Below are 25,561 nucleotides of genomic sequence, written 5' to 3'. Positions count from 1 at the left end.
TTAGTTCCCGTTCCAGAGGTCGTCGACCACCTTGCGCGCCATGGCCAGCAACACCCGGCGGCGATACTTGACGCCGGTGATGGTGGTCTTGAGCACGTTGGAGGTCTTGCGCACCGATTGGACCAGGGTCTCGGCCGCCGCCGCGTCCCAGGCACCGCCCAACAACGCGGCGGTATCAACCATCAGCGGCGCCGAATTGGTGCCGGTGATGGCGAGGCGCAGACCGGCGACCTTGGCCCCGTCCCGCTTCAAGGCGCCAGCGATACCGGCCAGCGGAAAGTCGATGGCGTCGCGGACCCGCACCTTGACGTAAGCGGCGATCCAGTCGGTGGCCGGGACGATCACGGCAGCCAGCACCTCGCCCTGGGCCAAGGCCAGATGCTCGGCGCCATCCTCCTTGAACAGGGAAGCCATGGGAGCCATGCGCTTGCCATTGGGGCCGACGATCTCGGCCTCGGCCTCCAGCACCATCAGCGCCGGAGCGACATCGCCGTGATAGGTGGCGTAGCAGCGGTCGGATTTCACCACCACATGGCACTTGTCGCCCTCGTATTTGAGGCAATAGCCGTTGCCGGACCGCCACCATTCGCTTTGGTTATAAAAGACGCAGCGGGTGTCCTGGCACAGATTGCCGCCCAGGGTGGCGGCGGCGCGATGGGTGGGACCGGCCACCAGTTCGGCCGCTTGCGCCACCACCGGCCAGCCCGCCCTGACCGCCGCGCTTTCGGCGATGGCTTCCAGGGTGGTACCGGCGCCCAGGCGCAAGCTGCCATCGGCGAGGACGGAAATTCCGCCCAGATTGCCGATGCCGGTCAGGTCCACCAGCGTATTGGGTTGCCCCAGGCCACGGCGCAGATTGGGCAGCAGATCGGTGCCGCCGCCCAATGCGGTGGAGCCTTCGGCGGAAAGGGCGCTGACGGCCTCGGCCAGGGTGGCGGGGCGCAGTGTCTTGAAGTCGGGAAGGATATTCATTCTGCGGCCTCCCTGGCGTCCAGCAGTTCGGTGATGGTTTCCGGGCTCAAGGGGAATTTGGTGGCGCGCACGCCGACCGCTTCATGGACCGCTTCCAGCACGGCGGGCAGGAAACCGGCCAGCATGCCTTCCGAGGCCTCCTTGGCGCCGAACGGCCCGTTGGGATCGATGCTTTCGACGATGATGACCTCGATATCGGGGCTTTCCGCCATGGTCGGCATCCGGTAATCCAGGATATTGCCGTGCATCATGCGGCCGTCGTCATAGCGGGTCTCCTCCGACAGGGCCTGGCCCATGCCCATCCAGACGCCGCCCTGGGTCTGGCCCTCGACGGCAAGCGGGTTCAAGGCCTTGCCCACGTCGACGGCCACCCAGACCTTATGGGCGGTGACCTTGCCGGTGATCTCGTCCACCGAGGCCTCCACCACCTGGGCCGCGTAGCAGAAGCCCATGGTGGCGCCGATGGCGCTGCCCCGGATCTTCTTGTCGCCCTGATACTCCACCGGACAGGTGAAGGTGCCCTTCACCGTGATGGTGCCGGTGTCGATCAGGGCGGCTTTCACCACCTCCTGGAAAGTCAGGCCGGGGTCTTGGCTGCCCGCGACCATGAAGACCTCGTCGATGACCTCGATATCCTCCTCGCGGGCGTCCAGCTTCTTGGCCGCCGCCTTGACCAGGATGCCCTTCAAGGCCTCGGCGGCATCCAGCGAGGCGTTGCCCACCATGAAGGTGACGCGCGACGAATAACTGCCGTTGTCCTTGGGCGTCAGCGCGCTGTCGGCGGAGATCACCCGGATGCGATCCAACCGCACCCCGAGCACTTCCGCCGCCACCTGGGTCGCCATGGTGTTGGAGCCCTGGCCGATATCGGCGGCGCCGGTCAACAGCGTGATGCCGCCGTCGAAATCCAGCTTCAGATTGACGGTGGCATGGGGCTCGCCGGTCCAATGCTTGGGGGTCGAGGTGCCCGAGACGAAGTGGGAGCAGGCGATGCCGAGGCCTCGGCCCTTGGGCATCTTGCCCCGCCGCTGGTCCCAGCCGGACGCCGCCTTGACCTTCTCCAGACACTCGGGCAGGCCATAGCTCATGACCCGCTGGGCATAAGCCGTTACATAAGGAATTTCCGGCAATAGATTGATTTGACGTATTTTCAGTGTGTCGATACCAAGTTCATCCGCCATCTCGGACAGCAGCGCCTCGAAGGCGGCGCGGGTGTCCACCGTGCCGTGGCCGCGCATGGCGCCACAGGGCGGCGTGTTGGTATAGACGCGCCAGGCGTCGTGCTTGATGGCCGGGATATGGTAGAGCCCGTGCATCAACGCGCCGGTATAGAGGATGGTGATGATGCCGTAACCGGCATAGGCGCCGCCCGCCTGGGTGGCTTCCAAAGCCAGTGCGGTAATCTTGCCGTCTTTCTTCAGGCCGATCTTCATCTTCACTTCCGTCCACGGACGGCCGCGATGGGCGATGAAGGTCTCCTCGCGGGTCTGGATCAGCCGCACCGTGCCCCGCGCCTTGCGGGCCAGCAGACCGGCGATGATCTCGAAATGCAGGCATTCGGTGCGCGCCCCGAAGCCGCCGCCCAGGAAGGGCTTGATCACCCGGATACGGGCCGAATCCATCTGCAGGCAGGCCGCCACCTTGAGATGGACGTAGTACGGCACCTGGGTGGTGGTGTTCAGCGTCAGCCAGTCGCGGACCGGGTCGTATTCGGCCAGGGTGGCGTTCAGCTCCATATGGACGTGGTTGACCTCGGCGAAGGTGAAGACCTTCTCGCGGGTCATCTCCGCCTCGGCGAAACCCGCTTCCACATCGCCGAATTCGGCATGGACCTCGCGCAGGATGTTGTTGGGCTTGTCGTCGTGGATGGCGACGGCGCCGGGCTTCATGGCCGCCTTGGCGGTCATGTAGGCGGGCAGCGCCTCGTATTCCACCTTGATCAGGCCCAGGGCCTTCTCGGCGGTCAGTTCATCCACCGCCGCGACGGCGGCCACGGGATCGCCGCGATAGCGCACCTTGTCGCGAGCCAGCGGATATTCGTTCTCGGCGATGGGCAGCACGCCGAACGGCACCGGCGTCTCGGCCCCAGTGCAGACGCAGACGACGCCATCCAAGGCTTCCGCCGCCGAGGTGTCGATGGAAACGATCCGCGCATGGGCCACCGGGCTTCTGAGAATACGTCCGACCAGCGCGCCGACCGCCGCGATATCGGCGGTATACTTGGCCTTGCCGGTCACCTTCTCGACGCCGTCCACCAGGGGGGTGCGGGCGCCGACCGTGCCATTCTTGGGGATCTTGACGCTCATTCCGCCGCCTCCTGAGCAGAGCAGCCGCAGGCCGCCTCCACCGATTCGATGATCTTCACATAGCCGGTGCAGCGGCACAGATTGCCCGCCAGCGCCGCCTTGATCTCATCGCGGCTGGGATTGGGGTTCTTCCGCAACAGGGCCTCCGAGGCCATGAGCATGCCCGGCGTGCAGAAACCGCACTGGGTGCCCAGCTTCTCGTGAAACGCCGCCTGCAGCCTGGAGATGGTGCCCTGGGTGGCTAGTCCTTCCACCGTCTCGACCTTTTTCCCCGCCACCTGATGGGCCAGGGTGGAACAGGCCAGCCGGGGACGGTCGTCCACCAGCACGGTGCAGGCGCCGCATTCGCCGCCGTCGCAGCCCTGCTTCGAGCCGGTCACGCCGGTGATCTCGCGCAGATAGTCCAGCAACAGCATGTTGTCGGGCACCAGATCCTCGCGGGCGCGCCCGTTGAGGGTCAATCGCAGGATGCTTTTCACGGTCTTCCTCCCAGTCTTTCGATCTTATTTACCGAGCCGCTTCAGCAGCCCGATCAGCACGCCCCGCTCGGTCTCGGTGAGAGCAGCGGAAAAATCACGGTCCTGGCGCATCACCGCGTCCTCGATACGAGCGAGGGAGAGCTTGCCTTGCGCCGTCATGCGCAGTGAGTAACTGCGTCTGTCGTTGGGAACGGCGGCCCGAATGATCAGGCCCTTATCCTCCAACTGGTTGACCACCTTGACGATGGAGGAGCGGTCCACCTCCATGGCCTCGGCCAGGGCGCTCTGGGTCAGGCCGGGATTGTTGGCGATCACTTGCAGCATGCCGTAAAGGCCGGGGGTGATGTCCTCGGCCTGGGTCACCGTCTGGGCGAATTGCTTGAACGCCGCCACCTGAGCCCGGCGCAGATGAAAGCCCAGTTCATCGACCATGACGCCGTGTGAAATCTCCGGCTCGGCGGCATCGCTGACGGTCTTGGCGTGGCTGGCGCGCATGGCATTCCCTCACTCTTCGAAGAGGATTGTTTACCAGGTCAACGAATTTAGCAACAAGATTGTTTACCTAGCAAACAATCAGTCGCGACAGGATCACGGTTGACAAGTCGCGGGCAGGGTCCGAAATATCGGGACCGCCACGTTTCAGCCATACAGGGGGGCTGTGATGCGTATCGCCGTGATCATGGGACTGGTTCTGTTGTCCACCTCGGCCTGGGCCGAAGAGGAAAAGGTCGTCAACGTCTACAACTGGTCGGACTATGTGGCGCCGGACACCTTGGAGAAATTCACCAAGGCCACCGGCATCAAGGTCAATTACGACGTCTATGACGGCAACGAGATCCTGTCGGCCAAGCTGCAGGCGGGCAAGTCCGGCTATGACGTGGTCTTCCCCTCGGCCTCGCCCTTCCTGGCAAGCCAGATCAAGGCCGGTATCTATCAGAAGCTGGACCGCGCCAAGCTGAAGAATTACGCCGGTCTCGACCCTCAGGTCATGAAGACCATGGCCAGCGTCGCCGATCCCGGCAATCTCTATGCGGTGCCCTATCAGATTTCCGCCACCGGCATCGGCTACAACATGGACAAGGTGGCCAAGGCGGCGCCGGGCATGGCCATGGACAGCTGGTCGGTGCTGTTCGACCCGGCCCAGGTCGCCAAGCTGAAGGGCTGCGGCGTCAGCGTGCTGGACACCCCCACCGAGGTGTTCCCCGCCGCTTTGCTCCATCTCGGCAAGACCGGGTCCAGCCTCGAGACCGCCGACCTGAAAGCCGCCGCCGCCGCCGTGACCGCCATCCGGCCGTCGCTGAAATACTTCCACTCGTCCAAATACATCAACGACATCGCCAACGGCGACACCTGCATGGCGCACGGCTATGTGGGCGATCTGGTCCAAGCCCGCAACCGCGCCAACGAGGCGGGCAAGGGCGTCAAGATCGGCATCTTCATCCCCAAGGAAGGCGCCGTGGTCAATATCGACGCCGCCGCCATCCCCAAGGATGCGCCCCATCCCGACAACGCCCACGCCTTCATCGACTTCCTGCTGAAGCCGGACATCATGGGCGACATCACCAACACCACCGGCTACGCCAATGCGGTCGCCGCGTCGAAATCCGTGGTCAAGAAGGAGATCCTGGCCGATCCGGTGATCTATCCGCCCGCCGACGTGCTGGCCAAGGAGTTCCAGGTGCCGCCAGCCGATCTCGCCAAGGAACGCGAACGCACCCGCATCTGGACCAGCGTGAAGACCGGCAAGTAATGGCAAGCCAGACCACCGCCGCCCCCTGGAATGATCCAGGCGCCAAGCCGCTGATCCGCTTCGAGGGCGTCTCGAAGCGGTTCGGCGATTTCGTCGCCGTCGATCAGGTCGACCTCGCCATCCACAAGGGCGAGTTCTTTTCCCTGCTGGGCGCCTCGGGCTGCGGCAAGACGACGCTGCTGCGCATGCTGGCCGGGTTCGAGACGCCCACCGAGGGCCGCATCTTCATCGACGGCGTCGACATGAGCGCGGTGCCGCCCTATGAGCGGCCCGTCAACATGATGTTCCAATCCTACGCCCTGTTTCCCCATATGACGGTGGAGGCCAATATCGCCTTCGGCCTGAAGCAGGACAGATTGCCCCAGCCGGTCATCACGGATCGCACCAAGGCGGTGCTGGATCTGGTCCAGATGGGCAAGTTCGCCACCCGCAAGCCGCATCAACTGTCGGGTGGCCAACGCCAGCGCGTCGCCCTCGCCCGCGCGCTCGCCAAGGAGCCCAAGGTGCTGCTGCTGGACGAGCCCTTGGGGGCGCTCGACAAGAAGCTGCGCGAGGCGACCCAGTTGGAACTGGTCAATATCCAGGACCGGGTCGGCGTCACCTTCGTCATGGTCACCCACGACCAGGAAGAGGCCATGACCATGTCGTCGCGCATCGGCGTCATGAATTCCGGGCGCATCGCCCAGGTGGGCACGCCGGTCGATATCTACGAATACCCCGAAAGCCGCTTTGTCGCCGACTTCATCGGCGCCGCCAATATGTTCGAGGCCTCGGTGCGCCAGAGCGGCACGGATCAGGTGGTGGTCAATTGCCCGGAACTGGCCCATGACCTGATCATCGCCCACAATGACATGTTGCCGGAGGGAACGCCGGTCACCGTCATGGTACGGCCGGAAAAGGTCGCCATCTCCCGCGACAAGCCGGCCGAGGGTCTGAACTGGGCCCAGGGCGTGGTGGCGGATATCGCCTATCTGGGCGACGTTTCCATCTTCCATGTGCGGCTGGAGTCCGGCCATCGCATCGAGGCCTTGCAGACCAATCTGCGCCACACCGACGAACGCAAGCTGACCTGGGAGGATCCGGTCTATCTGTCCTGGCATCCTGCTAATGCTTTGGTGCTGACAAAATGATGGACCGGCTGGGAACAGGGCGTCTCGGCCGTTTCCTGGTGGGATTGCCGCCCTATGCGTGGCTGGCGCTGTTCTTCCTGGTCCCCTTCCTGATCGTCCTGAAAATCAGCCTGTCGGAGCCCTCGGCCGGGGCGCCGCCCTATCTGCCGCTGTGGGATTGGGACGAGACCGGCGCCTTGGCCTTTCACCTCACCCTGGGCAATTACGCCACCCTGTTCGGCGACGAGCTTTACGCCTTCGCCTATCTCAATTCCATCCGCATCGCGGGGATAGCCACACTGGGCTGCCTGCTGATCGGCTATCCCGCCGCCTATGCCATCGCCCGGGCGCCGACCGCGTGGCGCCAGTCGTTGCTGCTGCTGGTGGCGCTGCCGTTCTGGACCTCGTTCCTGATCCGGGTCTATGCCTGGATCGGCATATTGAAGAGCGAAGGCATGCTCAACGCCCTGCTGCTGTGGCTGGGGGTGATTTCCGAGCCTTTGCAGATCCTTCAGACCGATCTGGCCGTCATCATCGGCATGACCTATTCCTACCTGCCCTTCATGGTGCTGCCGCTTTACGCCAATCTGGAAAAGATGGACCTGACCCTGCTGGAAGCCGCCGCCGACCTGGGCTGCAGGCCGTTCAAGGCCTTCGTGGCGGTGACCCTGCCGCTGTCCATGCCGGGCATCGTCGCCGGATCGCTGCTGGTGTTCATCCCGGCGGTGGGCGAGTTCGTCATCCCCGATTTGCTGGGCGGCCCCGACACCCTGATGATCGGCAAGGTTCTGTGGGCCGAATTCTTCGACAATCGCGACTGGCCGGTGGCGTCCGCCGTCGCCATCGCCATGCTGGTGCTCCTCGTCGCCCCCATCATGATCATTCAGAACGCCAGGACCAAGGCGGAGGAGGCCGGGAAATGATTCTCTACGGCCTCCTGATCCTCGCCTACGCCTTCCTCTACGTCCCCATCGTGGTGATGATCGTGTTCTCGTTCAACGCGTCGCGGCTGGTCACCGTTTGGGGGGGCTTTTCCACCAAGTGGTACGGCGAGTTGCTGCATGACGAAAAGGTGCTCGACGCCGCCTGGCTCAGCCTCAAGGTCGCCATGACCAGCGCCACCGTCTCCACCGTGCTGGGCACCCTGGCCGCCGTGGTGCTGGTGCGCTTCACCCGCTTTTTCGGCCGCACCTTGTTCACCGGCATGGTCACCGCCCCGCTGGTCATGCCGGAGGTGATCACCGGCCTTGCCCTGCTGCTGCTGTTCGTCGCCATGGAGGCGGTGGTCGGCTGGCCGTCAGGGCGGTCCTTCACCACCATCGTCATCGCCCATACCACCTTCAGCCTATCCTTCGTCACCGTGGTGGTGCGCTCGCGCCTGTCCCAAATGGATGCCTCGCTGGAAGAGGCCGCCATGGACCTGGGGGCAAGGCCGCTGAAGGTCTTCCTCGCCATCACCCTGCCGCTGATCGCCCCCGCCCTGTTGGCGGGCTGGCTGCTGGCCTTCACCCTGTCCATCGACGACGTGGTGATCTCCGCTTTCGTATCGGGGCCGGGCGCCACGCCGCTGCCCATCGTGATCTTTTCCAAGGTCCGCCTGGGCGTCAGCCCGGAAATAAACGCCCTGGCCACCCTGGTGGTGACGGTCGTCGCCGTCGCCATGGCCATCGCCGGCCGGGTCGCCCTGAAGCGCGAGCAGCCCCGCCCCCAGTGACGGGCCGCTATGCATTATTACCAAGTCTCTCATCGAGACTTGGTTAGGCCCAAGGGGCCGCGCCGCTCGTGCGGCGGGAGCCCAGGGTTTCGGAGAAACCCGCCCGGCGATTGAGGGCCTCGGTGATCGCTTCTGATCACCGAGGCTAACATAAGTGATACAAAATCCCGGTTGCCCCGTGCCATTTCATCATTAGGATGTGGCCCCAGGATCAACACCACCGGCAACCGGCATGAACCGCCGCATCGGCGATAACGTCTCCCAGCTTTTCGAGCGGCTGCGCCCCAAGGCGAAGTCGCTGATCATCACGGTCTATGGCGACGCCATCTTGCATCACGGCGGCTCCGCCTGGCTGGGCAGCGTCATCAATCTGGTGGATTCGCTGGGGCTGAACGAGCGTATCGTGCGGACCTCGGTGTTTCGCCTGTCCAAGGAGGACTGGCTGGCATCCAGCCAGATCGGGCGGCGCAGCTATTACCGCCTGACCGATCAGGGACGCCGCCGCTTCGAGGCGGCCAACAGCCGCATCTACTTCCACGTCAATCAGCCCTGGGACGGGCGCTGGACCCTGGTGATCACCAATACTGCCGAGTTGGATGCCGAACGCCGCGACTTGCTGCGGCGAAATCTGGGCTGGATCGGCTTTGGTCAGTTGGCCAACGGCGTCATGCTGCATCCCGCCCCCGACACCGGCGTCATGCGCCAAGTCATTGCCGATATAGGCGTCACCGAGCAAGCGGTGGTGATGACCGGCGGATTGGAGGCGGGATTTCCCACCAACGCCCTGGAAACCATGATCCAGGGCTGTTGGGATCTGAAACGCCTCGCCGAGGATTACGACGAGTTCCTCGACATGTTCCGGCCGCTGTGGCAAGCGCTGTCCGGCAATGGCGACCTGGACCCCGAACAGTGCTTCGTGGTCCGCACCCTTTTGATGCATGGCTATCGCCGGGCCTTGCTGCGCGACCCCATGCTGCCCGACGAGCTGCTGCCCGCCAATTGGCCGGGAACGGCGGCGCGGGCCTTGTGCCGCAATCTGTACCGTCTGGTCCAGGCGGCCGCCGAGACCCATGTCATGAGCCTGCTGGAAACCGCCGAGGGCCCGGTGCCGGAAGCCCAGCCCAGCTACTACACCCGCTTCGGCGGGCTGCGGTCGGACGACTCGATGTGAAGTCTCAGGAGGTTGCCCACAGGTGTCCGGTTCAATTCCTGGCGGACAGCTTGGTGGTTGGTGCCGATGATTCACCACCAAGGCACCAAGGGGCCGACGCGGTTTCTTACCCTCCGTCATGCCCGTGCTTGTCACGGGTATCCACGCCGATCAGCCGAATTCGGTGTGTCATGGGAGGTTCAGGCGGCGCCGCGTGGATACGCGGGACAAGCCCGCGCATGACAAAAACAAGGAAAAGACCCCTTGGTGTCCTTGGTGCCTTGGTGGTGAATCCACCGTAGCCTTCCACGCCGCCGATGAATGACTCTAATACACGCCCTTGGAATTGAGGTAGACGGCGGCGCGGTGGTCGTCGGACAGGGTGTGGCCGACGATCCATTCCTGGAGGAAGGTCAAGACCTCGACCTCCTTGTAGGCGCCGCCTTCGGCGACGGTGGCCTGCATCTCGGTCAACTGAACCATCAATCTGGCGTGACGCGCCTTATGACCGACCAGATCGGGATATTTGTAGCGAGCCAGGAGGCCCTCTTCCTCGCCGAAATGGAAGCGGGCGTATTCGCGCAGCAGCCCCATGGTCTCGGCGACCTCTCCATTGGGGGCGGCCCTCTCCATGAGATCGAGCACCGAATTGGCGATTTCGAACAGGCGGCGGTGATGGGCGTCGATGCGCTGGACGCCCACGGAATATTCGTCATGCCACTTGATCAGCACGCGGGCGTGCTCGCCCGCCTCGACCATGGAACGGGTCCGCTTGGTGCTGGCCTCGAACAGCTTCCAGCGCACCGAGGGGATATCGCGCAGGGTATGGGCGGGAACCAGGAAGACCTCGCACGGCTCCAACGCCTTGACCCGCAACAGGCTGGGAGTGTTGAAGATGGCGTAGTCCTCGCCGAAGAAGTCGCCGCCCTTCAGCGTCTCGAACATATGATCGCCGAGGAAGCGCCCGGCGCTGCCCGCCTTGATCATGCCGACGACATCATGGCCGAGATCGATATAGACGCCTTCCTTTACCGCCCGGCTGGTGATGCTTTGGGCGATGCGGTTGAGTGACTTGGACGACACGACCTCGCCGAACAAGGTGGTCCGAAGCAGGAACTCCCGATGTTCCACCAGTCGCGAAACATCTGGGAAGACCTCGTTGCGGCGCACGAACTCGGAATACAGCGAGGCCGGAATGGCCAGGGCCTGGACGAAACTGGCGGCGCGGTAGGTCTCGGAGGCGGCGGCGCCGAACAGGCCCGACAACTCGCCGATCAGGGCGCCCGCCGACAGCACCGAGCGCATATCCACCTCGATGGGAATCATCTCGACGCTGCCCGACAGCAGCAGATAGATCTGATCGTTGACGAGGCGTTCCTTGACCAGGATGGTGCCCGGATTGAACGTCACCACCGGGTTGTTCAGCAAGACCCGCATCTGGTGGCGCGGAATGCCGGGGAAATAGGCGTCCAGCGCTTCATAGGCATAGGGCCAGATGAAATCGTGATTGGACGGAATCAGCACGTCGATGGTGCCGAACGAAGCCGATGACCCGATGGCCTTTTGGGCGCGGGTATTGCGCTGGGAGGTATGGGCCAGGATGATCTTGCCCGAGGAATCATTGCGGAAATCATAGGCGTCGCCATGAATCATGCCGCCGCCCACATCGATCTTCTTCACGTCGGCGGGCGCCAGATAATCGGCCGCGACCTGATCATAGAGGGCCTGCGAGATGCCCGGCGCCGCCGCGTCCTCGGTGATGAAGCTTTGCAGCACAGACAGTCGGCAAATGTCCGCGAGGTGATTATAGCTGCGATAGCCGCCCTCCCACATGGCGCGGAACCGCATATTGGTGGTCTCCACCGGATGGGGCGAGAACACCGGCATCACTTCCAGGCCCTCGATATGGTTCCACTCCCCCTCCACCAGGGGGCAGACATCGAAATATTCGTCGAAGGCTTCCTCGTCGATGGCCAACAGGGCTGCGACCTTCTTGGCCACCGACGCCTTGACCAGCGGCGTCGCGTAATATTTCAGCTTGTGATCCGATCGGATCAGCGTGGTCAATCCCGCGAAATGATCATCGTGGGAATGGGTGTGGAAGATGCCCTCGATCTCGTTGACGCCGATGCCCAGGGAATTCAGCGAATAAAGAATATTCGGCCCCGCATCCACCAGATAGACCTTGCCCTGGAACATGACGATGGAGGCCATGCTGGGGCGGTTGATATCCCAGCCGTCGCCCTCGCCGCAATGAATGACGGCGAAATATTCCCGTTTCAACTGGTAGAAACCCAGCGGATAGGGCGCCTCGTAGGTTTCGTAGGACGGCAGGTTCAGATCGACGACCGCCGTCTCCCCCTGGTAGGAAAATTCGAAGACGTTGAACAGCATGCGCCGCACGAACACCCCGTTTCGGATCTCCACCGGATCGGTGTCAACCGCTAGCGTATCAATCAATTCGCCGGGATGGCGGATCTTGCCGAAGGCGAATTTCAGCTTCATGCGCATCAGGTCGCGGGCACGTTCGGGCGTCTCGCCCGCCTCGACGATTTCTTCCTCGGTCACCAGCCCGTAATTGCCCCGGTAGATGTACTGCATCTGGGCCTGGACCTGATCATTGCTGCCGATCAGCAAGGGGTTCACCCCGGTATTGCCGGGATGGTTGGGCACGATCATGCCTTGGCGATAGAGCATTTGAAGAACAGGGAATTCCGCCAGATTGGAGAAATTCCCATTCTGCACCATGGCGTCGGACAGCAAGATGGCGTTGGGGCCGGTTTCGAACGGAATGCCGTTGGACTCCGCCGAGACGATTAGTCCACGCTTCATCAGATGCTTGACGGAATCAGCCGGACAGCCGCACAGAACATATAAGCCCGCCTGGGGCGCCTCTATCCACCAAACACCGGTGGTCACCTCGATTTTACGCAGCAGTGGCAATCGCCCCTCCCCGCACGGCAGTTTTTTTGAACTCGCCAGTTAGGTTCCCGCCCATCCGGCCGCGCATTCCTACTTATATACGCCAAAAAGCCCAAGAGCGACGATTATGCCAGGAGATTGTTTCCCAAACCATAAGAACGGACAGGGACAAATTCACAATATGATACATTTTTTATTCTTTGACAGAATATTCTGAATTAGGTACTGTAATGCGCAATTAGCCAGGGCGCCAATGACCCGGCCAGAGGGAGGATACGAAGGCATGCACGAGGTACGCCTTCACGGGCGGGGCGGCCAAGGTGCTGTCCTGGCTTCGGCCATTCTTGCCGCCGCCTTGGTGGAAGAAGGTCGGCACGTCATGGCCATTCCGGCTTTCGGATTCGAACGGCGCGGCGCCCCGGTGGTTGCCTTTCTGCGCCTTTCCGATACGGAAATCCGCCGTGTGACCAATATCTACACTCCGGACATCGTGGTGGTGATCGATCCCACCGTGGTTCGCGCCGTCGATGTCTATGCGGGCATGCCTCGCGGTGGAACCCTGGTCATGGCCACCAGCAAGCAAGCCGCCGAACTGGAACTGCCCGCCACGCTGGGCAAGGTCGCAGTTTGTAATGCGATTCATATCGCGCTCGACATTTTTAAGCGTCAGATCACTAACACCATCATGCTGGGAGCCTTCGCCAAGGCCACCGGACTGGTGTCGGTGGCCTCGCTGGAACGGGCGTTGGAAGAGACCGACTTCCGCGATGCCGGACTGCGCCAGAACATCGACGCGGTACGGCGCGGCTATGAGGAGACCACCGTGATCAACCTTGGCAAGGAAGCGGCGGCATGACCTCCTCCCCAACTATCCGCAACGCGCCGGACAATATGTGTCCCATCGCCACCGAATACACCACCATGCTGACCGGCGACTGGCGGGCGCTGCGGCCGGTGGTCGATCGTGATCGCTGCGTCAAATGCGCCACCTGCTGGCTGTACTGCCCGGTCCAATGCGTGGTGGAACGCCCCGCCTGGTTCGATTTCAACTACGACACCTGCAAGGGCTGCGGCATCTGCGCCGAGGAATGCCCCCACCGCGCCATCGCCATGGTCGAAGAGGCGGAGGGCTGAGATGAGCAATCCATCATCCGCGCACCCGATTGATTTCACTTTAGTCATCCCGGGCCGAGGCGATGCTTCACCACCAAGACACCAAGAACACCAAGAGGCCGACACGGTTTCTTACCTACCGTCATGCGCGGGCGTGTCCCGCGTCGTATCCACGCCGATCAGCCAAACCCATTGCCTGACGAGGCTTTCAGGCGGAACCGCGTGGATCACCGGGACAAGCCCGGTGATGACGAATTTTGAAAACCCTCTTGGTGTCCTTGGCGCCTTGGTGGTGAATCCGCCCAATGACGCCAGGATGCCGTGGAACGCAAGGCCACCCAGGCACTCAAGGTCAGCGCATCAAATTGAGCCGGACAGAAGTGGGCGAATATTGCCTGAAAGATCCCTCGCTGACACTCGGGACGACAGGGCGATTGAGGAACTAAGCACATGAGCAAGGTCATCGTCTGCGACGGCAACGAAGCGGCCGCCTGGGGTGCCTGCCTGTCGCGGCCCGACATGGTGGCGGTCTATCCCATCACGCCGCAAAGCTCGCTTGTCGAGTATCTCGCCAAGTTCATCGCCGAAGGCAAGATGACCGCCGATCTGATGGATGTGGAGGGCGAGCATTCGGTGCTGTCCGTCCTGCACGGGGCCTGCCTCGCCGGGGCGCGGACCTATTCCGCCACCTCGGCCCAGGGCCTGGCCTATATGTTCGAGCCCTATTTCCGCACGCCGGGCTTGCGCCTTCCCATGGTGGTCTCGCTGGTCACCCGCGATTCGGTCTCGCCCACCTGCGTGTGGGGCGGCCAGCAGGACGCCATGACCGTCAAGGAAGTGGGCTGGATTCATATGTATTGCGAGACCCAGCAGGAAATCTGCGACACCATTCCCATCGCCTATAAGGTGGCCGAGAACCCGGATGTCATGCTGCCGGTCAACGTCAATCACGACGGCAATTATCTGTCCTACGGCGTGGCGCGGGTGGAATTGCCCGATCAGGAGATCGTCGATTCCTTCCTGGGCGAGAAGAACGTCAACTGGCACGCCTGCCTGGATCCCGAGCGGCCCATGGCGGTGGACCCGCTGACCGGCGGTGCGGGCGGCGTCGGACCGTCCACCTTCGTGCGCTACCGCAAGGGTCTGTGCAACGGCATGCAGGAAGCGCTCAGGGTGATCGAGGAGGCCCACGAGGATTGGGGGCGCCGCACCGGCCGCTATTGGTCGCCGCTGATCGAGGAATACCGCATGGAGGATGCCGAGACCGCCCTGGTCACCATCGGCTCCATGACCGGCGCCGCCAAGGACGCGGTGGACGAGGCCCGCCTGGACGGAAACAAGGTCGGTCTGGTCAAGATCAAGACCTTCCGCCCCTTCCCCATCGCCCGCATCGCCAAGGCGCTGTCCAAGGTCAAGGCCATCGGCGTTGTGGACCGCGCCGTCAATTTCGGCTGGAACTGCGGCCCGGTGTTCCAGGAAGTGCTGGGCGCGCTCTATCACCTGCCGGTGCGCATTCCGGCCATGAGCTTCATCGGCGGCCTGGCGGGGGCCGACATCACCGTCGAGCACTTTACCACCGCCATCCTCCGCACCAATCGTCTTGCCGCGGGCGAGATGGCCAGCCAGCCGGTCTGGCTGAACGAGAATGATTAGGGCCCTCACCCTCCCACCGCGTTGCGGCGGGCCCCTCCCTCTCCCGCAAGCGGGCGAGGGGTTTAAGGAGCACCATCATGCCTGACGTGAAATACCTCCTGGTGGGCTCCTCCCACGCCGCCCTGGAAGCGCTGCGCTCCATCCGTCATTTCGACGCCGATGGCTCCATGGCCATGATCACCCGGGATGCCTATCTCCCCTACTCGCCAACCATCCTGCCCTATGTGGTGTCGGGGCGTTCCAAGCCGGACTCGGTTCTGCTGCGCGATCAGGCGTTCTTCGAGGCCAATTCCTGCACCTTCGTGCCCAATGCCTGCGCGACGGGATTGAACGCCAAGGCCCGCACCCTCAGCCTGTCCACCGGCGAGTCCTGGCGCTATGACAAGCTGCTGATCGCCACGGGCGCCGCCCCCGCCATTCCGCCGGTCAAGGGAATCGAGACGGTGAAGTATCACGTGCTCCGTACCCTGGACGACGCCAAGGGCCTGCGTTCCGCCATGGGCGGCGCCCGCCATGCGGTGGTGCTGGGCGCCGGTCTGGTCGGCCTGCACGCCGCCGAGAACATGGCCGAGGCCGGTCTGTCGGTCTCGGTGGTGGAAATGCAAAGCCATGTGCTGCCCGGCTATTTCGACGCCAAGGCCTCCGAGCGCATCGAGACGGCGTTCGCCGGTCACGGGGTGAAGCTGTTCCTCCAAGCCAAGGTAGTGGCGGTGGAAACCGACGACGGCGGCCATTCCTGCACCGTCCATCTGGAAGACGGCCGCGCCCTGAAGGCCGATCTGCTGCTGGTGGCGACCGGCGTCAAGCCGGTCACTTCCTGGCTGGACGGCTCCGGCGTCGGCGTCGATCGCGGCGTCCTGGTGGACGAGACCATGCGCACCACCGTCGAGGATGTCTGGGCGGCGGGCGACGTGGCCCAGGCCATGGACTTCCATAGCGGCAAGCGCGCCCTGATCGGCATCATCCCCACCGCCGTGGACCAGGGCCGCATCGCGGGCAGCGCCATGGCGAGCGATCCCTATCCGCGCGCCTATCCCGGCGGCATCCCGGTCAACACCTATCGCTTCTTCGGCCATGTCGCCCTGTCCATCGGCCAAGCCGCCGCCACCGAAGGCGTCGAGGTGGCCATCAACGAGACCGACGGCTATCGCCGACTGGTGCTCTGCGACAATCGTCTGATCGGCTATGCCAGCGTGGACGAGCCGTTCGACGTGGGAATCATGGGCGAGCTGATCCGCCGCAAGGTGGATCTCGGCCAGTGCAAGGATTCGTTCATCGCCAAGCCGGTGGAAACCGGACGCCGGTTGATGAGCGAGCAATGGAGGTAACGAGAATGGGCGCCGCTTTCGACACCATCGCCTTCAAGGCCTCCCTTTGCGACGGCTGCGGCGACTGCATGACCGCCTGCGCCTCCGAGAAGAAGGGCGCCAGCCGGATCTCCATCGTGCCCGGCGCCACCGAAAAGGCGTTCGAACTGGCCATCTGCCGCCAATGCGGCGATCCCAAATGCGCCATGGTCTGTCCCTCGGGCGCGCTTGGCAAGGACAACGGTTCCGGCGTCATCGGCTGGGATTCCGACAAATGCATCGACTGCCTGTTGTGCACCGCGGGCTGCGCCTATGGCGGCATCGCCGTTGACCTGTCGGTGGGCCGCGTCGCCAAATGCGACCAGTGCGACGGCGATCCCGCCTGCGTCAAGGTCTGCCCCACCGGCGCCCTGGAGTTCCGCAAGGCGGGCAGCCTCTATATGGAATACGGCGAGCGGGAAGACCTGTTCGTTCCCGGCCTGTCGGGCTGCCTGGGTTGTAATTCCGAGCTGATCATGCGTCACGCCATGCGCAAGATCGGTCGCAATTCCGTCCTCGCCACCCCGCCGGGCTGCATCCCCGGCATGGGGTCGGTGGGCTATAATGGCAAGACCGGAACCAAGGTTCCGGTGTTCCACCCGCTGCTGACCAACACCGCCTCCATGCTGGCGGGCATCCGGCGCTACTACGACAAGATCGGCCGCAAGGACATCGTCGTCATGGCGCTGGCGGGCGACGGCGGCACCGCCGATTGCGGCTTCCATGCCGTCTCGGGCGCCGCCGAGCGGGGCGAGAAAGTTCTTTATGTCTGCGTCGACAACGAAGGCTATATGAACACCGGCATGCAGCGTTCCGGAACCACGCCTTACGGTTCGTGGACCTCCACCACGCCGGTGGGCGAGCATATGAAGGGCAAGACCCAGGACGCCAAGAATCTGCCCATGATCATGGCGGCCCATAAATGCCGCTATGTGGCCACCGCGTCCACCGGCTACATGGAAGACCTGTACGACAAGCTGGACCGCGCCATCGAGGCGTCGTTCGAGGGATTTTCCTATCTCCACATCTACTCGCCCTGCCCCACCGGCTGGCGCATCCCGTCGTCCAAGGTCATCGAGGCCTGCCGCATGAGCGTGGAGAGCAATTTCGTCACCTTGTGGGAATACACCCCGCAATCCGGGCTGCGCTTCACCCGCTCGCCCGACAATGCCCTGCCGGTCAGCGCCTATGTGAAGATGATCGGCAAGTACAAGCATCTGTCGCAAGACCAGCTCGACCACATTCAGGCCAAGGTGGACGAGCAGGTTGCGCTGCTGAAGGTGATGTCGGCGAATTCGCCTGCGCCACCGGCCGCGCATAGGCCTCCGGCCGGATCCTCCACTCCGGCCGGAGGCGAAACCTCTCAGACCTCGCTGCGTCGGGAAATCGCTAGGAATTAATGCGGGCGGGACGCCCGCGCTTCCAACCACACCGGAGCGCGGGCGTCCCGCCCGCTTCCCGCGGTCAAGCGGATTTAGATGTCATCCGGGCCAGACCGGTGATGGCCAGCAAGGTGGCGCCATAGGCGGCCAGTTGGCTGACGGTGGGCCGATCCACATAGCCAATCAGGGTATGGGCCAGCCGACCGGGTATGCTGGTCTCCTCCAACAGCGGCGAGGTATCCCACACCGGCTGGGTCTCCACGTCGAGAATACCGGCGGCGGCGAGATAATTCACCGCCTGGGCCGCCATTCCGGCGGCCAGCAGGGTAACCAGCCAAGTGGTCACCGTGAAAAGCGAGCGAGTCGGAATTCTCACCAGCCCAACATAAAGCAAGGTGCCGATGGCCACGCCCGCCAAAAGACCCAGACCGCATCCGATGGCGGTGGCCATTCGGCTTTCCTCCCCCGAGGCGGAAACACCGTAAATGAACAGAACCGTCTCGGCACCCTCGCGCAGCACGGCGACACCGACGACCACCGCCAGCACCGACAACGGCCGATTGCCCACCGAGACCGCATGGCCGACACGCTGCATTTCCATGGCCATTTCGCGGCCATGGCTGCTCATCCACACGGTATGCCAGCCCAACATGACCACCGCGACCACCAGGATCGAGGCGTTGAACAGCTCCTGACCGACACCGGCCAAGGCTTCGTTCAGCGCATCCGCCGACCCGGCCACCAATGCCGAGCCCATCAAACCGGCGGCAATGCCCATGGCGATCCAGCGGCGGCTGCCTTCGACTCCCTTGGTGGCGGCAAGAATGATCCCGACGATCAAGGCTGCTTCAAGCACTTCACGAAAGACGATAACGGTGGCGGCGAGCATGCTGGCCCTCGAAACGGTAATGCGACGCAGTCGCAATTACTACCCGGTTTGGCCGACCATGTACAGTCCATACCTCAGCCAGGAACACGCGACAGACCGTCATCCCTCAAAGTCCGAGATAGGCTTCCTTGACCTTTTCGTTGGACAGCAACGCCTGACCGGAATCGGACAGGACGACGGAACCGGTTTCCAGCACATAGCCGCGATCAGCGATGGCCAGCGCGGCATAGGCGTTCTGCTCCACCAGGAAGATGGTGGTTCCGGCCTGCTTCAAGGTGACGATGGTCTGGAAGATCTCTTCCACCAGCAAGGGCGCCAGCCCCATGCTGGGCTCGTCCAGCAACAAGACGCGCGGACGCGCCATCAGGGCGCGGGCGATGGCCAGCATCTGCTGCTGACCGCCCGACAGTGTCCCGGCCGGAAGTTCCCGCTTCTTGTACAGAATGGGGAACATCTCATACATGCGCTGCATGTCTTCGGCGATGGTCGGCCCCTTGCGGATATAAGCGCCCAGGCGAAGATTGTCCTCAACCGACATGGGGCCGAACACCTGGCGGCCCTCCGGCGACTGGCTGATGCCGAGCGGCACCCGCTTCTCGCCCGCCAGACCGGTGATGTCCTTGCCGTCGAAGGAGATTGTGCCCCCAGAGATCGGCTGAACGCCCGAAATGCAGCGCAGCAAGGAGGTCTTGCCCGCGCCGTTGGCGCCGACCAGGGCGACCAGCTCCCCCTCGCCCACCGTAACGTCGATGCCCTTCAAGGCCTGGATGCGGCCATAATGGCTGGTAAGCCCCTTGATTTCGAGAAGCGTGCCCATTACGCGTGTGCTCCCAGATAGGCTTTGACCACATCCGGATTGGCGCGCACCTCGGCGGGCGTGCCCTCGGCCAGCTTGCGGCCGTAATCCAGCGCGGTGATATGGTCGGAAATGCCCATCACCATCTTCATGTCGTGTTCCACCAAAACCACCGTGATGCCCGAGGCGGCGACCCGCTTGATCACCTCGTCGATCTCGCGCGATTCGGTGGCGTTGAGACCGGCCGCCGGTTCGTCCAGCAGCAGGATCTCCGGCTTGGCCGCCAAGGCGCGGGCGATTTCCAGCCGCTTCAATGCGCCATAGGGCATGGAAGCAGCGTCGGCGTCGAGATACTTGGCGAGACCGACGAACTCCATCAGCTCGGTGCAGGTCTTGCGGCATTCCCGGTCGCCGCGGCTGACATTGGGCAGCCGCAGGAACGAGGCCAGGAAACCGCGGTTGAGATGCAGATGGCTGCCCACCATGACATTCTCGATGGCCTGCATGTTGAAGAAGATCTGCAGGTTCTGGAAGGTGCGGCTCATGCCCATGGCGGCCAGTTCGTAGGGCTTGAGCCCCGAGACCAGACGATCCTTGAACAGAACCCGGCCCGAGCTGGGGGTGTAGACGCCGGTGATCAGGTTGAACAGCGTCGTCTTTCCGGCGCCGTTGGGGCCGATGATGGAATGAATGTGCCCCGGCTCCACCGAGAAGGTCAGATCCTCGACGGCATGGACGCCGCCGAATTCCTTGGAGAGGTTCTCTACTTTCAGAAGGCTCATGATTGCATGCCCCTCAAACGCCGGGCATTCGCTCCGCTCACTTGGCTCCTCCGCTCCGCTCCGGGGCGCTCAATGCGCCCGCGCTTCGGCTTTGCCTCGCTCATTTCCCGGCCCCCCGACGCTTGAGACTGGCGACGATGCTGGGCAGCAAACCCTTGGGCATGAAGATCATGGTTCCCATCATGATGGCGCCCAGGATCATGGCTTCGTACTGTTCCACCGCCGCCAGCACCTGGGGCAGCAGGGTCAGGATCACGGCGCCGATCAGGGCGCCGAACACCGAGGCCATGCCCCCCAGCACCACCATGGTCACCAGTTCCACCGAATGGAAGAAGCTGCCGATATCGGGCGTGATGAAGCCGTTCTTATGGGCGAACAGCGAGCCCACCACCGAGGCGAACATGGCCGAGACCACGAAGACCAGCACCTTGTAGCTGGAGGTATCGACGCCCACCACCTCGGCGCCCACCTCGGAACCGTGCACGGCGCGCAATGCCCGGCCCACCGGGCTGTCGATCAGGTTCAGCGCCAGCCATACCGTCAGGACCAACAAGCCGCCCGCCACCCAATACCACATGCGGTCGCCCATGACGGTGACGCCGAGCAGGCTGAAATTATCCACCGACATGCCGTCGGGACCGCCGGTGATCTTGGATTCGGTCTTCAGCACGATATGGATGATGATGCCGATGCCCAAAGTCGCCATGGCGAGATAGTGGCCCTTCAGCTTCAGGATCGGGCGCCCCACCAGGAAGGCCAGCAGCCCGACCACCGCCGCCGACAGCACCATGGCGCCGATGGGCGGAATTCCGTAATTGGTGGTCATCAACGCCGAGCCATAGGCTCCCAGGGCGAAGAAACCGGCGTGGCCCAGACTGATCTGGCCGGCATAGCCGATCAGCAGATTGAGGCCGACGCAGACGATGGCATTGAACATGGCGTTCACGCCGACGTCGTAATAGTAGCTGTTGGAGAAGCCGATCGGAGCGGCGGCGATGACTATCGCCAAAAGCGCCAGCCCCCCGGTTCTTGCTGTCTTGAAATTCATTGCATTACACCCGATCCGTGCCGCGCTTGCCGAAAAGGCCGTTGGGCATGAAGAACAGCACGAAGAGAATGATCACGAAGGCGATGGCGTCCTTATAGGCCGAGGACAAGTAGCCCGAAGCCAAGGCCTCGGCGATACCGACGATCAGACCGCCGACAATGGCGCCGCCGCCATTGCCCAACCCGCCGAGGACCGCCGCGCTGAAGCCCTTGAGGCCGAGCATGATGCCCGCTTCGTAATTGGTGAAGGTGATGGGCGTCACCACGATGCCGCCCACGGCGCCCAGCAGGGCCGACAGCGCGAAGCTGGCCAGCAGCACCTTCTTGACCCCGACACCCACCAATTGGGCGGCGAGGCGGTTGTGCGAGGTGGCCAGCATGGCCTTGCCGAACATGGTGCGGTTGAAGAACCACCACAACGCCACGATGACCACCGCCGCGACGCCGAACACCCACAGGCTTTGCGGCATCAGGGTGGCGCCCAGGACGGCGATGGGAATCTCGCCCGAGAACGCGGGCAGAGAATGGAATTCCTTGTCCCAGATGATCTGGGCGGCGCCGCGCATGAAAATGGAGGCGCCGATGGTGATGATGATGATGGTCACCACGTCGGCGTTGCGGGCGGGCTCGATGGCGAACTTCTCCAGCGCCACGCCCACCGCCATGGAAATGATCATGGCCAGGGTAATGGCCAGCGGCATGGGAACGCCCGCCGCCACCAGCGTCGCCGACGCCATGCCACCGATCATGATGAACTCGCCCTGGGCGAAGTTGATCACATGGCTGGCGTTATAGATGATCGCGAAACCAAGCCCCGCCAGCGCGTAGATGGCGCCAGACGTCAGCCCGGAAAACAGGTATTGCAGGAATGCGGCGAACATAATTCCCCCGGCCCTTCGGTTGGGTGATCGACGGGCGACGCCCCCGGATGGGAGCGCCGCCGCAACACTGTCGAATCAGTCGCTCAGTACCCACTCGCCCTTGCGGATTTCCACCATGTGGAAGGCCGAAAGCGACAAGCCCATGTGGTCGGTCGGGGTCATGGAGACCATGCCGCCGGTGCCCACATAGCCAGAGGTCTTCTCGATCTCGTCGCGGACCTTCTCCTTGTCGACGGAACCGGCGCGGGCGATGGCGGCCAGAGCGATCTGGAGGCCGTCATAGGCATGACCGGCGAAGGTGGAAACGTCGGACTTGAACGCCGTCTCGTATTCCTTCTTGAACGCGCTCACCACCGGCTTCTGCGGGTCGGTGGCGGCCAGCTGCTCGGGCACCACCAGACCGGCGGCTGGCAAGCGGACGCCGTCGGTGGCGTCTCCCGCCAGCTTGATATAGTCCTTGGAGGCAACGCCGTGGGACTGGAACAGCGGCACGCCCATGCCCAGCTGCTTGAAGTTCTTGGTCACGATGGCCGGACCCTGGCCGAAACCGAAATTGAAGACCGCCTGGACGCCGGGGCTATTCTTAATCTTGGTCAACTGGGCGGTGACATCGGGATCCTTGGGGGAATAGACCTCGTCGGCGACGATTTCGATGCCGTAATTCTTCACCACCATCAACGACTGGTCATGCCCGGACTTGCCGAAACCGGCATCCTCGGAGATCAGGGCGACCTTGGTGAAGCCCTTCTTCTTCATGTCGGCGAATACTTTCTCGGCGGCCATGCGGTCGGTATGAGGAGTCTTGAAGACCCACTTCTTCACCGGCTCGACGATGTTGACGCCGCCCGCCAGCGAGATGAACGGAAGCTGCGCCCGCTCCACCAGGGGAACCGCGGCCATGGTGGTTCCGGTGGTGGAACCGCCGATCAGCAGATCGACCTTGTCGCTTTCGATCAAGCGCTTGGTGAAGGTCGAGGCCTTGTCGCCCGCGCCGCCGTCGTCATAGACGACCAGCTCGATCTTGCGACCCAGCACGCCGCCGGCCTTATTGACCTTTTCCACATACATTTCGAGGGTCTTCTTCTCGGGCTCGCCGAGAAACGAGGCCGGACCGGTAGCCGACAAAAAAGCACCGATCTTGATGGGCTCCGCCGCACTGGCGGTGCCAGCGGACGAACATACTCCGGTGGCGACAACAGCCACCACGCCCCATTTGACGAGGTCACGCATTCTATTTCCTCCCAGAAGCAGCTCACGGCTTATGGCGCCGCGTAGCATATCTAAGTGCGTATTTAACCCGAGAGCAACGGGCAACGCCACAAAAAAATACGCAATTGGGTACCGATTTGCGCAATGAGCAGGGCAAAGGTATGGCGCGACTTGTGACAAGTTTAAACAACTTGCGTCGGCGCGTGACTTTTTGTAGCGTGAGGGCTGGGGATGTGCATTCGCGATCAGGGGGCGGAAGCCGAAAGGATTCTGGGGTTCATGAAAAACGAACAGGACTCCCTCGTCGAAAAGCTGAAGCAGCAACGCGATCGTTTCATCGCCTTCGCCTTCGCGGGCGCAGACCTGCTTCTCGAACTCGACGACCATGACGTGGTCACCTATTCGGCCGGGGCCGGAGAAGCGCTCTATGGCATCTCCGACAGCGAATTGATGGACCGTCCGCTGGCCGACTTCATCTTCCCCCGCGACCAGAAGAAATTCGCCGAAGCCTTGCTGCGGCTCAAGAACACCGGCCGCCTGGACCACACGCCGCTAACCATGGTGGGGTCGAACGGCGCCATCTCGCGCATGCGCATGGGCGGCATCAAGCTCCCCCAATTCCCCAAGGGCTATCATCTGGTGATGTCGCGTGTCTCGCCGGTGGCCGACGACACCATCCAGACCATGGCGACGGATCCGAAAGTCCGCTTCGTGGAGATGGTGCGGCAGCGCCTGAACGAAGCCAACCGACTGGGCGAGGACTACACCTTGACCCTGCTCGACCTGTCGGCGTCCAAATTCGGAACCTGCGAGCCCGCGACGCTGCAAAGCTTCTTCACCACCCTCCATCACACCTTGACGGAATGTTCGGTGCGCCAAAGCTCGGCGGGACCATTGCATGACCGCGCCTTCGGCCTTCTCCACGACACCAGCGTCTCGGCGGGCGCGGTTCAGGAAAAGCTGTCCGAGGTGGTCAGACAGTTCGACGGCAAGGTCAAGGGCGCCCAACTCAAGATGCACTCCGCCTCGCTGGACATGAACGACAAGTCCTTGTCGGAGGAAGATATCGGCAAGGCGTTGAACTATATCGTCAACGGATTCATCCGCGACAGCGCCCAATTCTGCATCAAATCGCTGGCCGATGGCGCCAAGGTGGCGGTGGAAGACACCCTGGCGCGGGTGCGCAATTTCCGCAAGATGATCAAGGGCGAGAAGCTGGTCTTCTTGTATCAGCCCATGGTCAATGTGGGCAGCGGCGCGGTCATCGCCTATGAGGCCTTCGGGCGCATCGCCCACGGAAACGGCTATTTCAACCCGTCGCAGATCATTCCCTTCGCCACCGATGTGGGCGTCATCGGTGAATTCGATCTGATCGCCGTCAAGAAGGCGCTGGCCACCATGAAGGCGGCCGAGGACATCTCGTCGCTGGCCAGCATCGCCGTCAATGTGTCGGGGACGTCACTGGGCAACCCGGCCTTCTATCACGCGCTCCTCAAGATCCTCGAGCAGAACAAGACGCTGCTGGCGCGGCTCATTTTGGAAATCACCGATGCGTCACGCATCTATAACCTGGACGAGGCCCGCCGCCTGCTGGCCCGCATCAAGCGTTTGGGGGTGCGGCTGTCGCTGGACGATTTCGGTTCGGGCGGATCGGCCTTCGATATTTTGAAGATCCTGCCGGTGGACATGGTCAAGATCGATTCCTCGTATGTTTTCGAGGCCCGCGAAAAACGCGGCCGCTCGGTCTTGCGCGCTCTGACCAGCCTCACTCACGACCTGGGCATGACCGCCATCGCCGAATGCGTCGAGGACAGCCAGATGCTGTCCATCCTGCACGATGTGGGCATCGAATACGCCCAGGGCTTCTTCTTCGCGCCGCCCGCCATCGACGGCGCCAAGCGGATCAAGTATTTCAAGGACCACCTCAAAGTCGCGGAACATCCCTCCGCCGCCGAGTAGGGTTCCGCTGGACCCGTTCCCCCGATCTGGGTATTTTGCCATCCATCGTTGACGACCGGTCGCGGCCGCCCACCCGGAGGTCGAGACCGGCCGCGTCCATTG

22 protein-coding genes are annotated in these 25,561 nt (G+C 63.1%); 11 read left to right on the top strand and 11 right to left on the bottom strand.

The features are described 5' to 3' along the window. The 4 genes from hcrB to CU669_RS14640 are packed head-to-tail and all read right to left on the bottom strand — an operon-like array spanning position 1 to position 4,252. On the bottom strand, positions 1-972 hold the full coding sequence (hcrB, locus tag CU669_RS14655; protein ID WP_112146010.1) for a 4-hydroxybenzoyl-CoA reductase subunit beta: 972 nt from the start codon (positions 970-972) through the stop codon (positions 1-3). Next, complete coding sequence (gene hcrA / locus CU669_RS14650) at positions 969-3,278, bottom strand: 4-hydroxybenzoyl-CoA reductase subunit alpha (RefSeq protein ID WP_112146008.1); 2,310 nt, start codon at positions 3,276-3,278, stop codon at positions 969-971. The genes hcrB and hcrA overlap by 4 nt, the downstream gene beginning before the upstream one ends. Next, positions 3,275-3,757 carry a 4-hydroxybenzoyl-CoA reductase subunit gamma gene (hcrC, locus tag CU669_RS14645; protein ID WP_112146006.1) on the bottom strand — a complete coding sequence of 161 codons (483 nt, stop codon included), beginning with the start codon at positions 3,755-3,757 and terminating at the stop codon, positions 3,275-3,277. Before hcrC ends, hcrA begins: the two co-directional genes overlap by 4 nt. A 24-nt stretch (positions 3,758-3,781) precedes the next feature. Further along, positions 3,782-4,252, bottom strand: coding sequence for a MarR family winged helix-turn-helix transcriptional regulator (locus tag CU669_RS14640; RefSeq protein WP_205119463.1), 471 nt, complete (start codon positions 4,250-4,252; stop codon positions 3,782-3,784). A 166-nt stretch (positions 4,253-4,418) separates the two neighbouring features. On the opposite strand from CU669_RS14640, the gene CU669_RS14635 reads away from it, so the two are divergent. The 5 genes from CU669_RS14635 (at position 4,419) to paaX (ending at position 9,501) form a co-directional block, all read left to right on the top strand. Then, positions 4,419-5,507 (top strand): polyamine ABC transporter substrate-binding protein, encoded by a 1,089-nt coding sequence (locus CU669_RS14635; protein ID WP_112146004.1) that lies wholly within the window; start codon positions 4,419-4,421, stop codon positions 5,505-5,507. Continuing rightward, a complete protein-coding gene (locus CU669_RS14630; RefSeq protein WP_112146002.1) occupies positions 5,507-6,637 on the top strand; it encodes an ABC transporter ATP-binding protein in 1,131 nt (376 codons plus the stop codon). Before CU669_RS14635 ends, CU669_RS14630 begins: the two co-directional genes overlap by 1 nt. Further along, the gene (locus CU669_RS14625; RefSeq protein ID WP_407671594.1) at positions 6,637-7,539 is read left to right on the top strand and encodes an ABC transporter permease subunit; all 903 of its coding nucleotides are present in this window, start codon (positions 6,637-6,639) and stop codon (positions 7,537-7,539) included. The genes CU669_RS14630 and CU669_RS14625 overlap by 1 nt, the downstream gene beginning before the upstream one ends. Further along, positions 7,536-8,330, top strand: coding sequence for an ABC transporter permease subunit (locus CU669_RS14620; RefSeq protein WP_112145998.1), 795 nt, complete (start codon positions 7,536-7,538; stop codon positions 8,328-8,330). The genes CU669_RS14625 and CU669_RS14620 overlap by 4 nt, the downstream gene beginning before the upstream one ends. A 232-nt stretch (positions 8,331-8,562) precedes the next feature. Beyond that, positions 8,563-9,501 carry a phenylacetic acid degradation operon negative regulatory protein PaaX gene (gene paaX / locus CU669_RS14615; protein WP_112145996.1) on the top strand — a complete coding sequence of 313 codons (939 nt, stop codon included), beginning with the start codon at positions 8,563-8,565 and terminating at the stop codon, positions 9,499-9,501. 306 nt (positions 9,502-9,807) lie between these two features. On the opposite strand, the gene CU669_RS14610 is transcribed toward paaX, so the two are convergent. Further along, positions 9,808-12,423 (bottom strand): bacteriohemerythrin, encoded by a 2,616-nt coding sequence (locus CU669_RS14610; RefSeq protein ID WP_112145994.1) that lies wholly within the window; start codon positions 12,421-12,423, stop codon positions 9,808-9,810. A 262-nt stretch (positions 12,424-12,685) separates the two neighbouring features. On the opposite strand from CU669_RS14610, the gene padE reads away from it, so the two are divergent. From padE to padI, 5 genes are all read left to right on the top strand, one after another. Beyond that, positions 12,686-13,258 (top strand): NADH-dependent phenylglyoxylate dehydrogenase subunit gamma, encoded by a 573-nt coding sequence (gene padE, locus CU669_RS14605; RefSeq protein WP_112145992.1) that lies wholly within the window; start codon positions 12,686-12,688, stop codon positions 13,256-13,258. After that, entirely contained in the window at positions 13,255-13,536 is a 282-nt protein-coding gene (gene padF / locus CU669_RS14600; protein WP_112145990.1) for an NADH-dependent phenylglyoxylate dehydrogenase subunit delta, read from the top strand. Before padE ends, padF begins: the two co-directional genes overlap by 4 nt. A gap of 429 nt (positions 13,537-13,965) precedes the next feature. Next, a complete protein-coding gene (padG, locus tag CU669_RS14595; protein ID WP_112145988.1) occupies positions 13,966-15,168 on the top strand; it encodes an NADH-dependent phenylglyoxylate dehydrogenase subunit alpha in 1,203 nt (400 codons plus the stop codon). 77 nt (positions 15,169-15,245) lie between these two features. Next, a complete protein-coding gene (padH, locus tag CU669_RS14590) occupies positions 15,246-16,496 on the top strand; it encodes an NADH-dependent phenylglyoxylate dehydrogenase subunit epsilon (RefSeq protein WP_112145986.1) in 1,251 nt (416 codons plus the stop codon). A 5-nt stretch (positions 16,497-16,501) separates the two neighbouring features. Further along, on the top strand, positions 16,502-17,914 hold the full coding sequence (padI, locus tag CU669_RS14585) for an NADH-dependent phenylglyoxylate dehydrogenase subunit beta (protein WP_112145984.1): 1,413 nt from the start codon (positions 16,502-16,504) through the stop codon (positions 17,912-17,914). 64 nt (positions 17,915-17,978) lie between these two features. Here padI and CU669_RS14580 read toward each other — a convergent pair whose 3' ends face one another. The 6 genes from CU669_RS14580 to CU669_RS14555 all read right to left on the bottom strand — a co-directional run bounded on the left by CU669_RS14580 (position 17,979) and on the right by CU669_RS14555 (position 23,521). Next, entirely contained in the window at positions 17,979-18,785 is an 807-nt protein-coding gene (locus CU669_RS14580) for an FTR1 family iron permease (RefSeq protein WP_112145982.1), read from the bottom strand. 106 nt (positions 18,786-18,891) lie between these two features. Further along, positions 18,892-19,602 (bottom strand): ABC transporter ATP-binding protein, encoded by a 711-nt coding sequence (locus CU669_RS14575; protein WP_112145980.1) that lies wholly within the window; start codon positions 19,600-19,602, stop codon positions 18,892-18,894. After that, positions 19,602-20,363: an ABC transporter ATP-binding protein gene (locus CU669_RS14570; RefSeq protein ID WP_112145978.1), complete on the bottom strand. Its 762-nt coding sequence runs from the start codon at positions 20,361-20,363 to the stop codon at positions 19,602-19,604. Before CU669_RS14570 ends, CU669_RS14575 begins: the two co-directional genes overlap by 1 nt. A gap of 100 nt (positions 20,364-20,463) precedes the next feature. Next, positions 20,464-21,411 carry a branched-chain amino acid ABC transporter permease gene (locus tag CU669_RS14565; RefSeq protein WP_112145976.1) on the bottom strand — a complete coding sequence of 316 codons (948 nt, stop codon included), beginning with the start codon at positions 21,409-21,411 and terminating at the stop codon, positions 20,464-20,466. A gap of 4 nt (positions 21,412-21,415) precedes the next feature. Next, complete coding sequence (locus CU669_RS14560; protein WP_112145974.1) at positions 21,416-22,291, bottom strand: branched-chain amino acid ABC transporter permease; 876 nt, start codon at positions 22,289-22,291, stop codon at positions 21,416-21,418. A gap of 75 nt (positions 22,292-22,366) precedes the next feature. Next, positions 22,367-23,521: an ABC transporter substrate-binding protein gene (locus tag CU669_RS14555; protein WP_112145972.1), complete on the bottom strand. Its 1,155-nt coding sequence runs from the start codon at positions 23,519-23,521 to the stop codon at positions 22,367-22,369. A 258-nt stretch (positions 23,522-23,779) separates the two neighbouring features. Here CU669_RS14555 and CU669_RS14550 point away from each other — a divergent pair, with 258 nt between their 5' ends. Then, positions 23,780-25,459 (top strand): sensor domain-containing phosphodiesterase, encoded by a 1,680-nt coding sequence (locus CU669_RS14550; RefSeq protein ID WP_112146081.1) that lies wholly within the window; start codon positions 23,780-23,782, stop codon positions 25,457-25,459. Positions 25,460-25,561: the final 102 nt, after the last annotated feature.

Source organism: Paramagnetospirillum kuznetsovii, assembly GCF_003284725.1.
Taxonomy (GTDB): Bacteria; Pseudomonadota; Alphaproteobacteria; order Rhodospirillales; family Magnetospirillaceae; genus Phaeospirillum; species Phaeospirillum kuznetsovii.
This window is presented reverse-complemented; position numbering and strand designations above follow the sequence as displayed.

Coding starts and splice junctions, on each gene's coding strand:
- paaX (WP_112145996.1), top strand. CDS start 8,563: ATGAACCGCCGCATCGGCGATAACGTCTCCCAGCTTTTCGAGCGGCTG.
- CU669_RS14580 (WP_112145982.1), bottom strand. CDS start 18,785: ATGCTCGCCGCCACCGTTATCGTCTTTCGTGAAGTGCTTGAAGCAGCC.
- CU669_RS14575 (WP_112145980.1), bottom strand. CDS start 19,602: ATGGGCACGCTTCTCGAAATCAAGGGGCTTACCAGCCATTATGGCCGC.
- padF (WP_112145990.1), top strand. CDS start 13,255: ATGACCTCCTCCCCAACTATCCGCAACGCGCCGGACAATATGTGTCCC.
- CU669_RS14560 (WP_112145974.1), bottom strand. CDS start 22,291: ATGTTCGCCGCATTCCTGCAATACCTGTTTTCCGGGCTGACGTCTGGC.
- CU669_RS14640 (WP_205119463.1), bottom strand. CDS start 4,252: ATGCGCGCCAGCCACGCCAAGACCGTCAGCGATGCCGCCGAGCCGGAG.
- CU669_RS14570 (WP_112145978.1), bottom strand. CDS start 20,363: ATGAGCCTTCTGAAAGTAGAGAACCTCTCCAAGGAATTCGGCGGCGTC.
- CU669_RS14550 (WP_112146081.1), top strand. CDS start 23,780: ATGAAAAACGAACAGGACTCCCTCGTCGAAAAGCTGAAGCAGCAACGC.
- padE (WP_112145992.1), top strand. CDS start 12,686: ATGCACGAGGTACGCCTTCACGGGCGGGGCGGCCAAGGTGCTGTCCTG.
- hcrA (WP_112146008.1), bottom strand. CDS start 3,278: ATGAGCGTCAAGATCCCCAAGAATGGCACGGTCGGCGCCCGCACCCCC.
- CU669_RS14620 (WP_112145998.1), top strand. CDS start 7,536: ATGATTCTCTACGGCCTCCTGATCCTCGCCTACGCCTTCCTCTACGTC.
- CU669_RS14555 (WP_112145972.1), bottom strand. CDS start 23,521: ATGCGTGACCTCGTCAAATGGGGCGTGGTGGCTGTTGTCGCCACCGGA.
- padH (WP_112145986.1), top strand. CDS start 15,246: ATGCCTGACGTGAAATACCTCCTGGTGGGCTCCTCCCACGCCGCCCTG.
- hcrB (WP_112146010.1), bottom strand. CDS start 972: ATGAATATCCTTCCCGACTTCAAGACACTGCGCCCCGCCACCCTGGCC.
- padG (WP_112145988.1), top strand. CDS start 13,966: ATGAGCAAGGTCATCGTCTGCGACGGCAACGAAGCGGCCGCCTGGGGT.
- padI (WP_112145984.1), top strand. CDS start 16,502: ATGGGCGCCGCTTTCGACACCATCGCCTTCAAGGCCTCCCTTTGCGAC.
- CU669_RS14635 (WP_112146004.1), top strand. CDS start 4,419: ATGCGTATCGCCGTGATCATGGGACTGGTTCTGTTGTCCACCTCGGCC.
- CU669_RS14625 (WP_407671594.1), top strand. CDS start 6,637: ATGGACCGGCTGGGAACAGGGCGTCTCGGCCGTTTCCTGGTGGGATTG.
- CU669_RS14630 (WP_112146002.1), top strand. CDS start 5,507: ATGGCAAGCCAGACCACCGCCGCCCCCTGGAATGATCCAGGCGCCAAG.
- CU669_RS14565 (WP_112145976.1), bottom strand. CDS start 21,411: ATGAATTTCAAGACAGCAAGAACCGGGGGGCTGGCGCTTTTGGCGATA.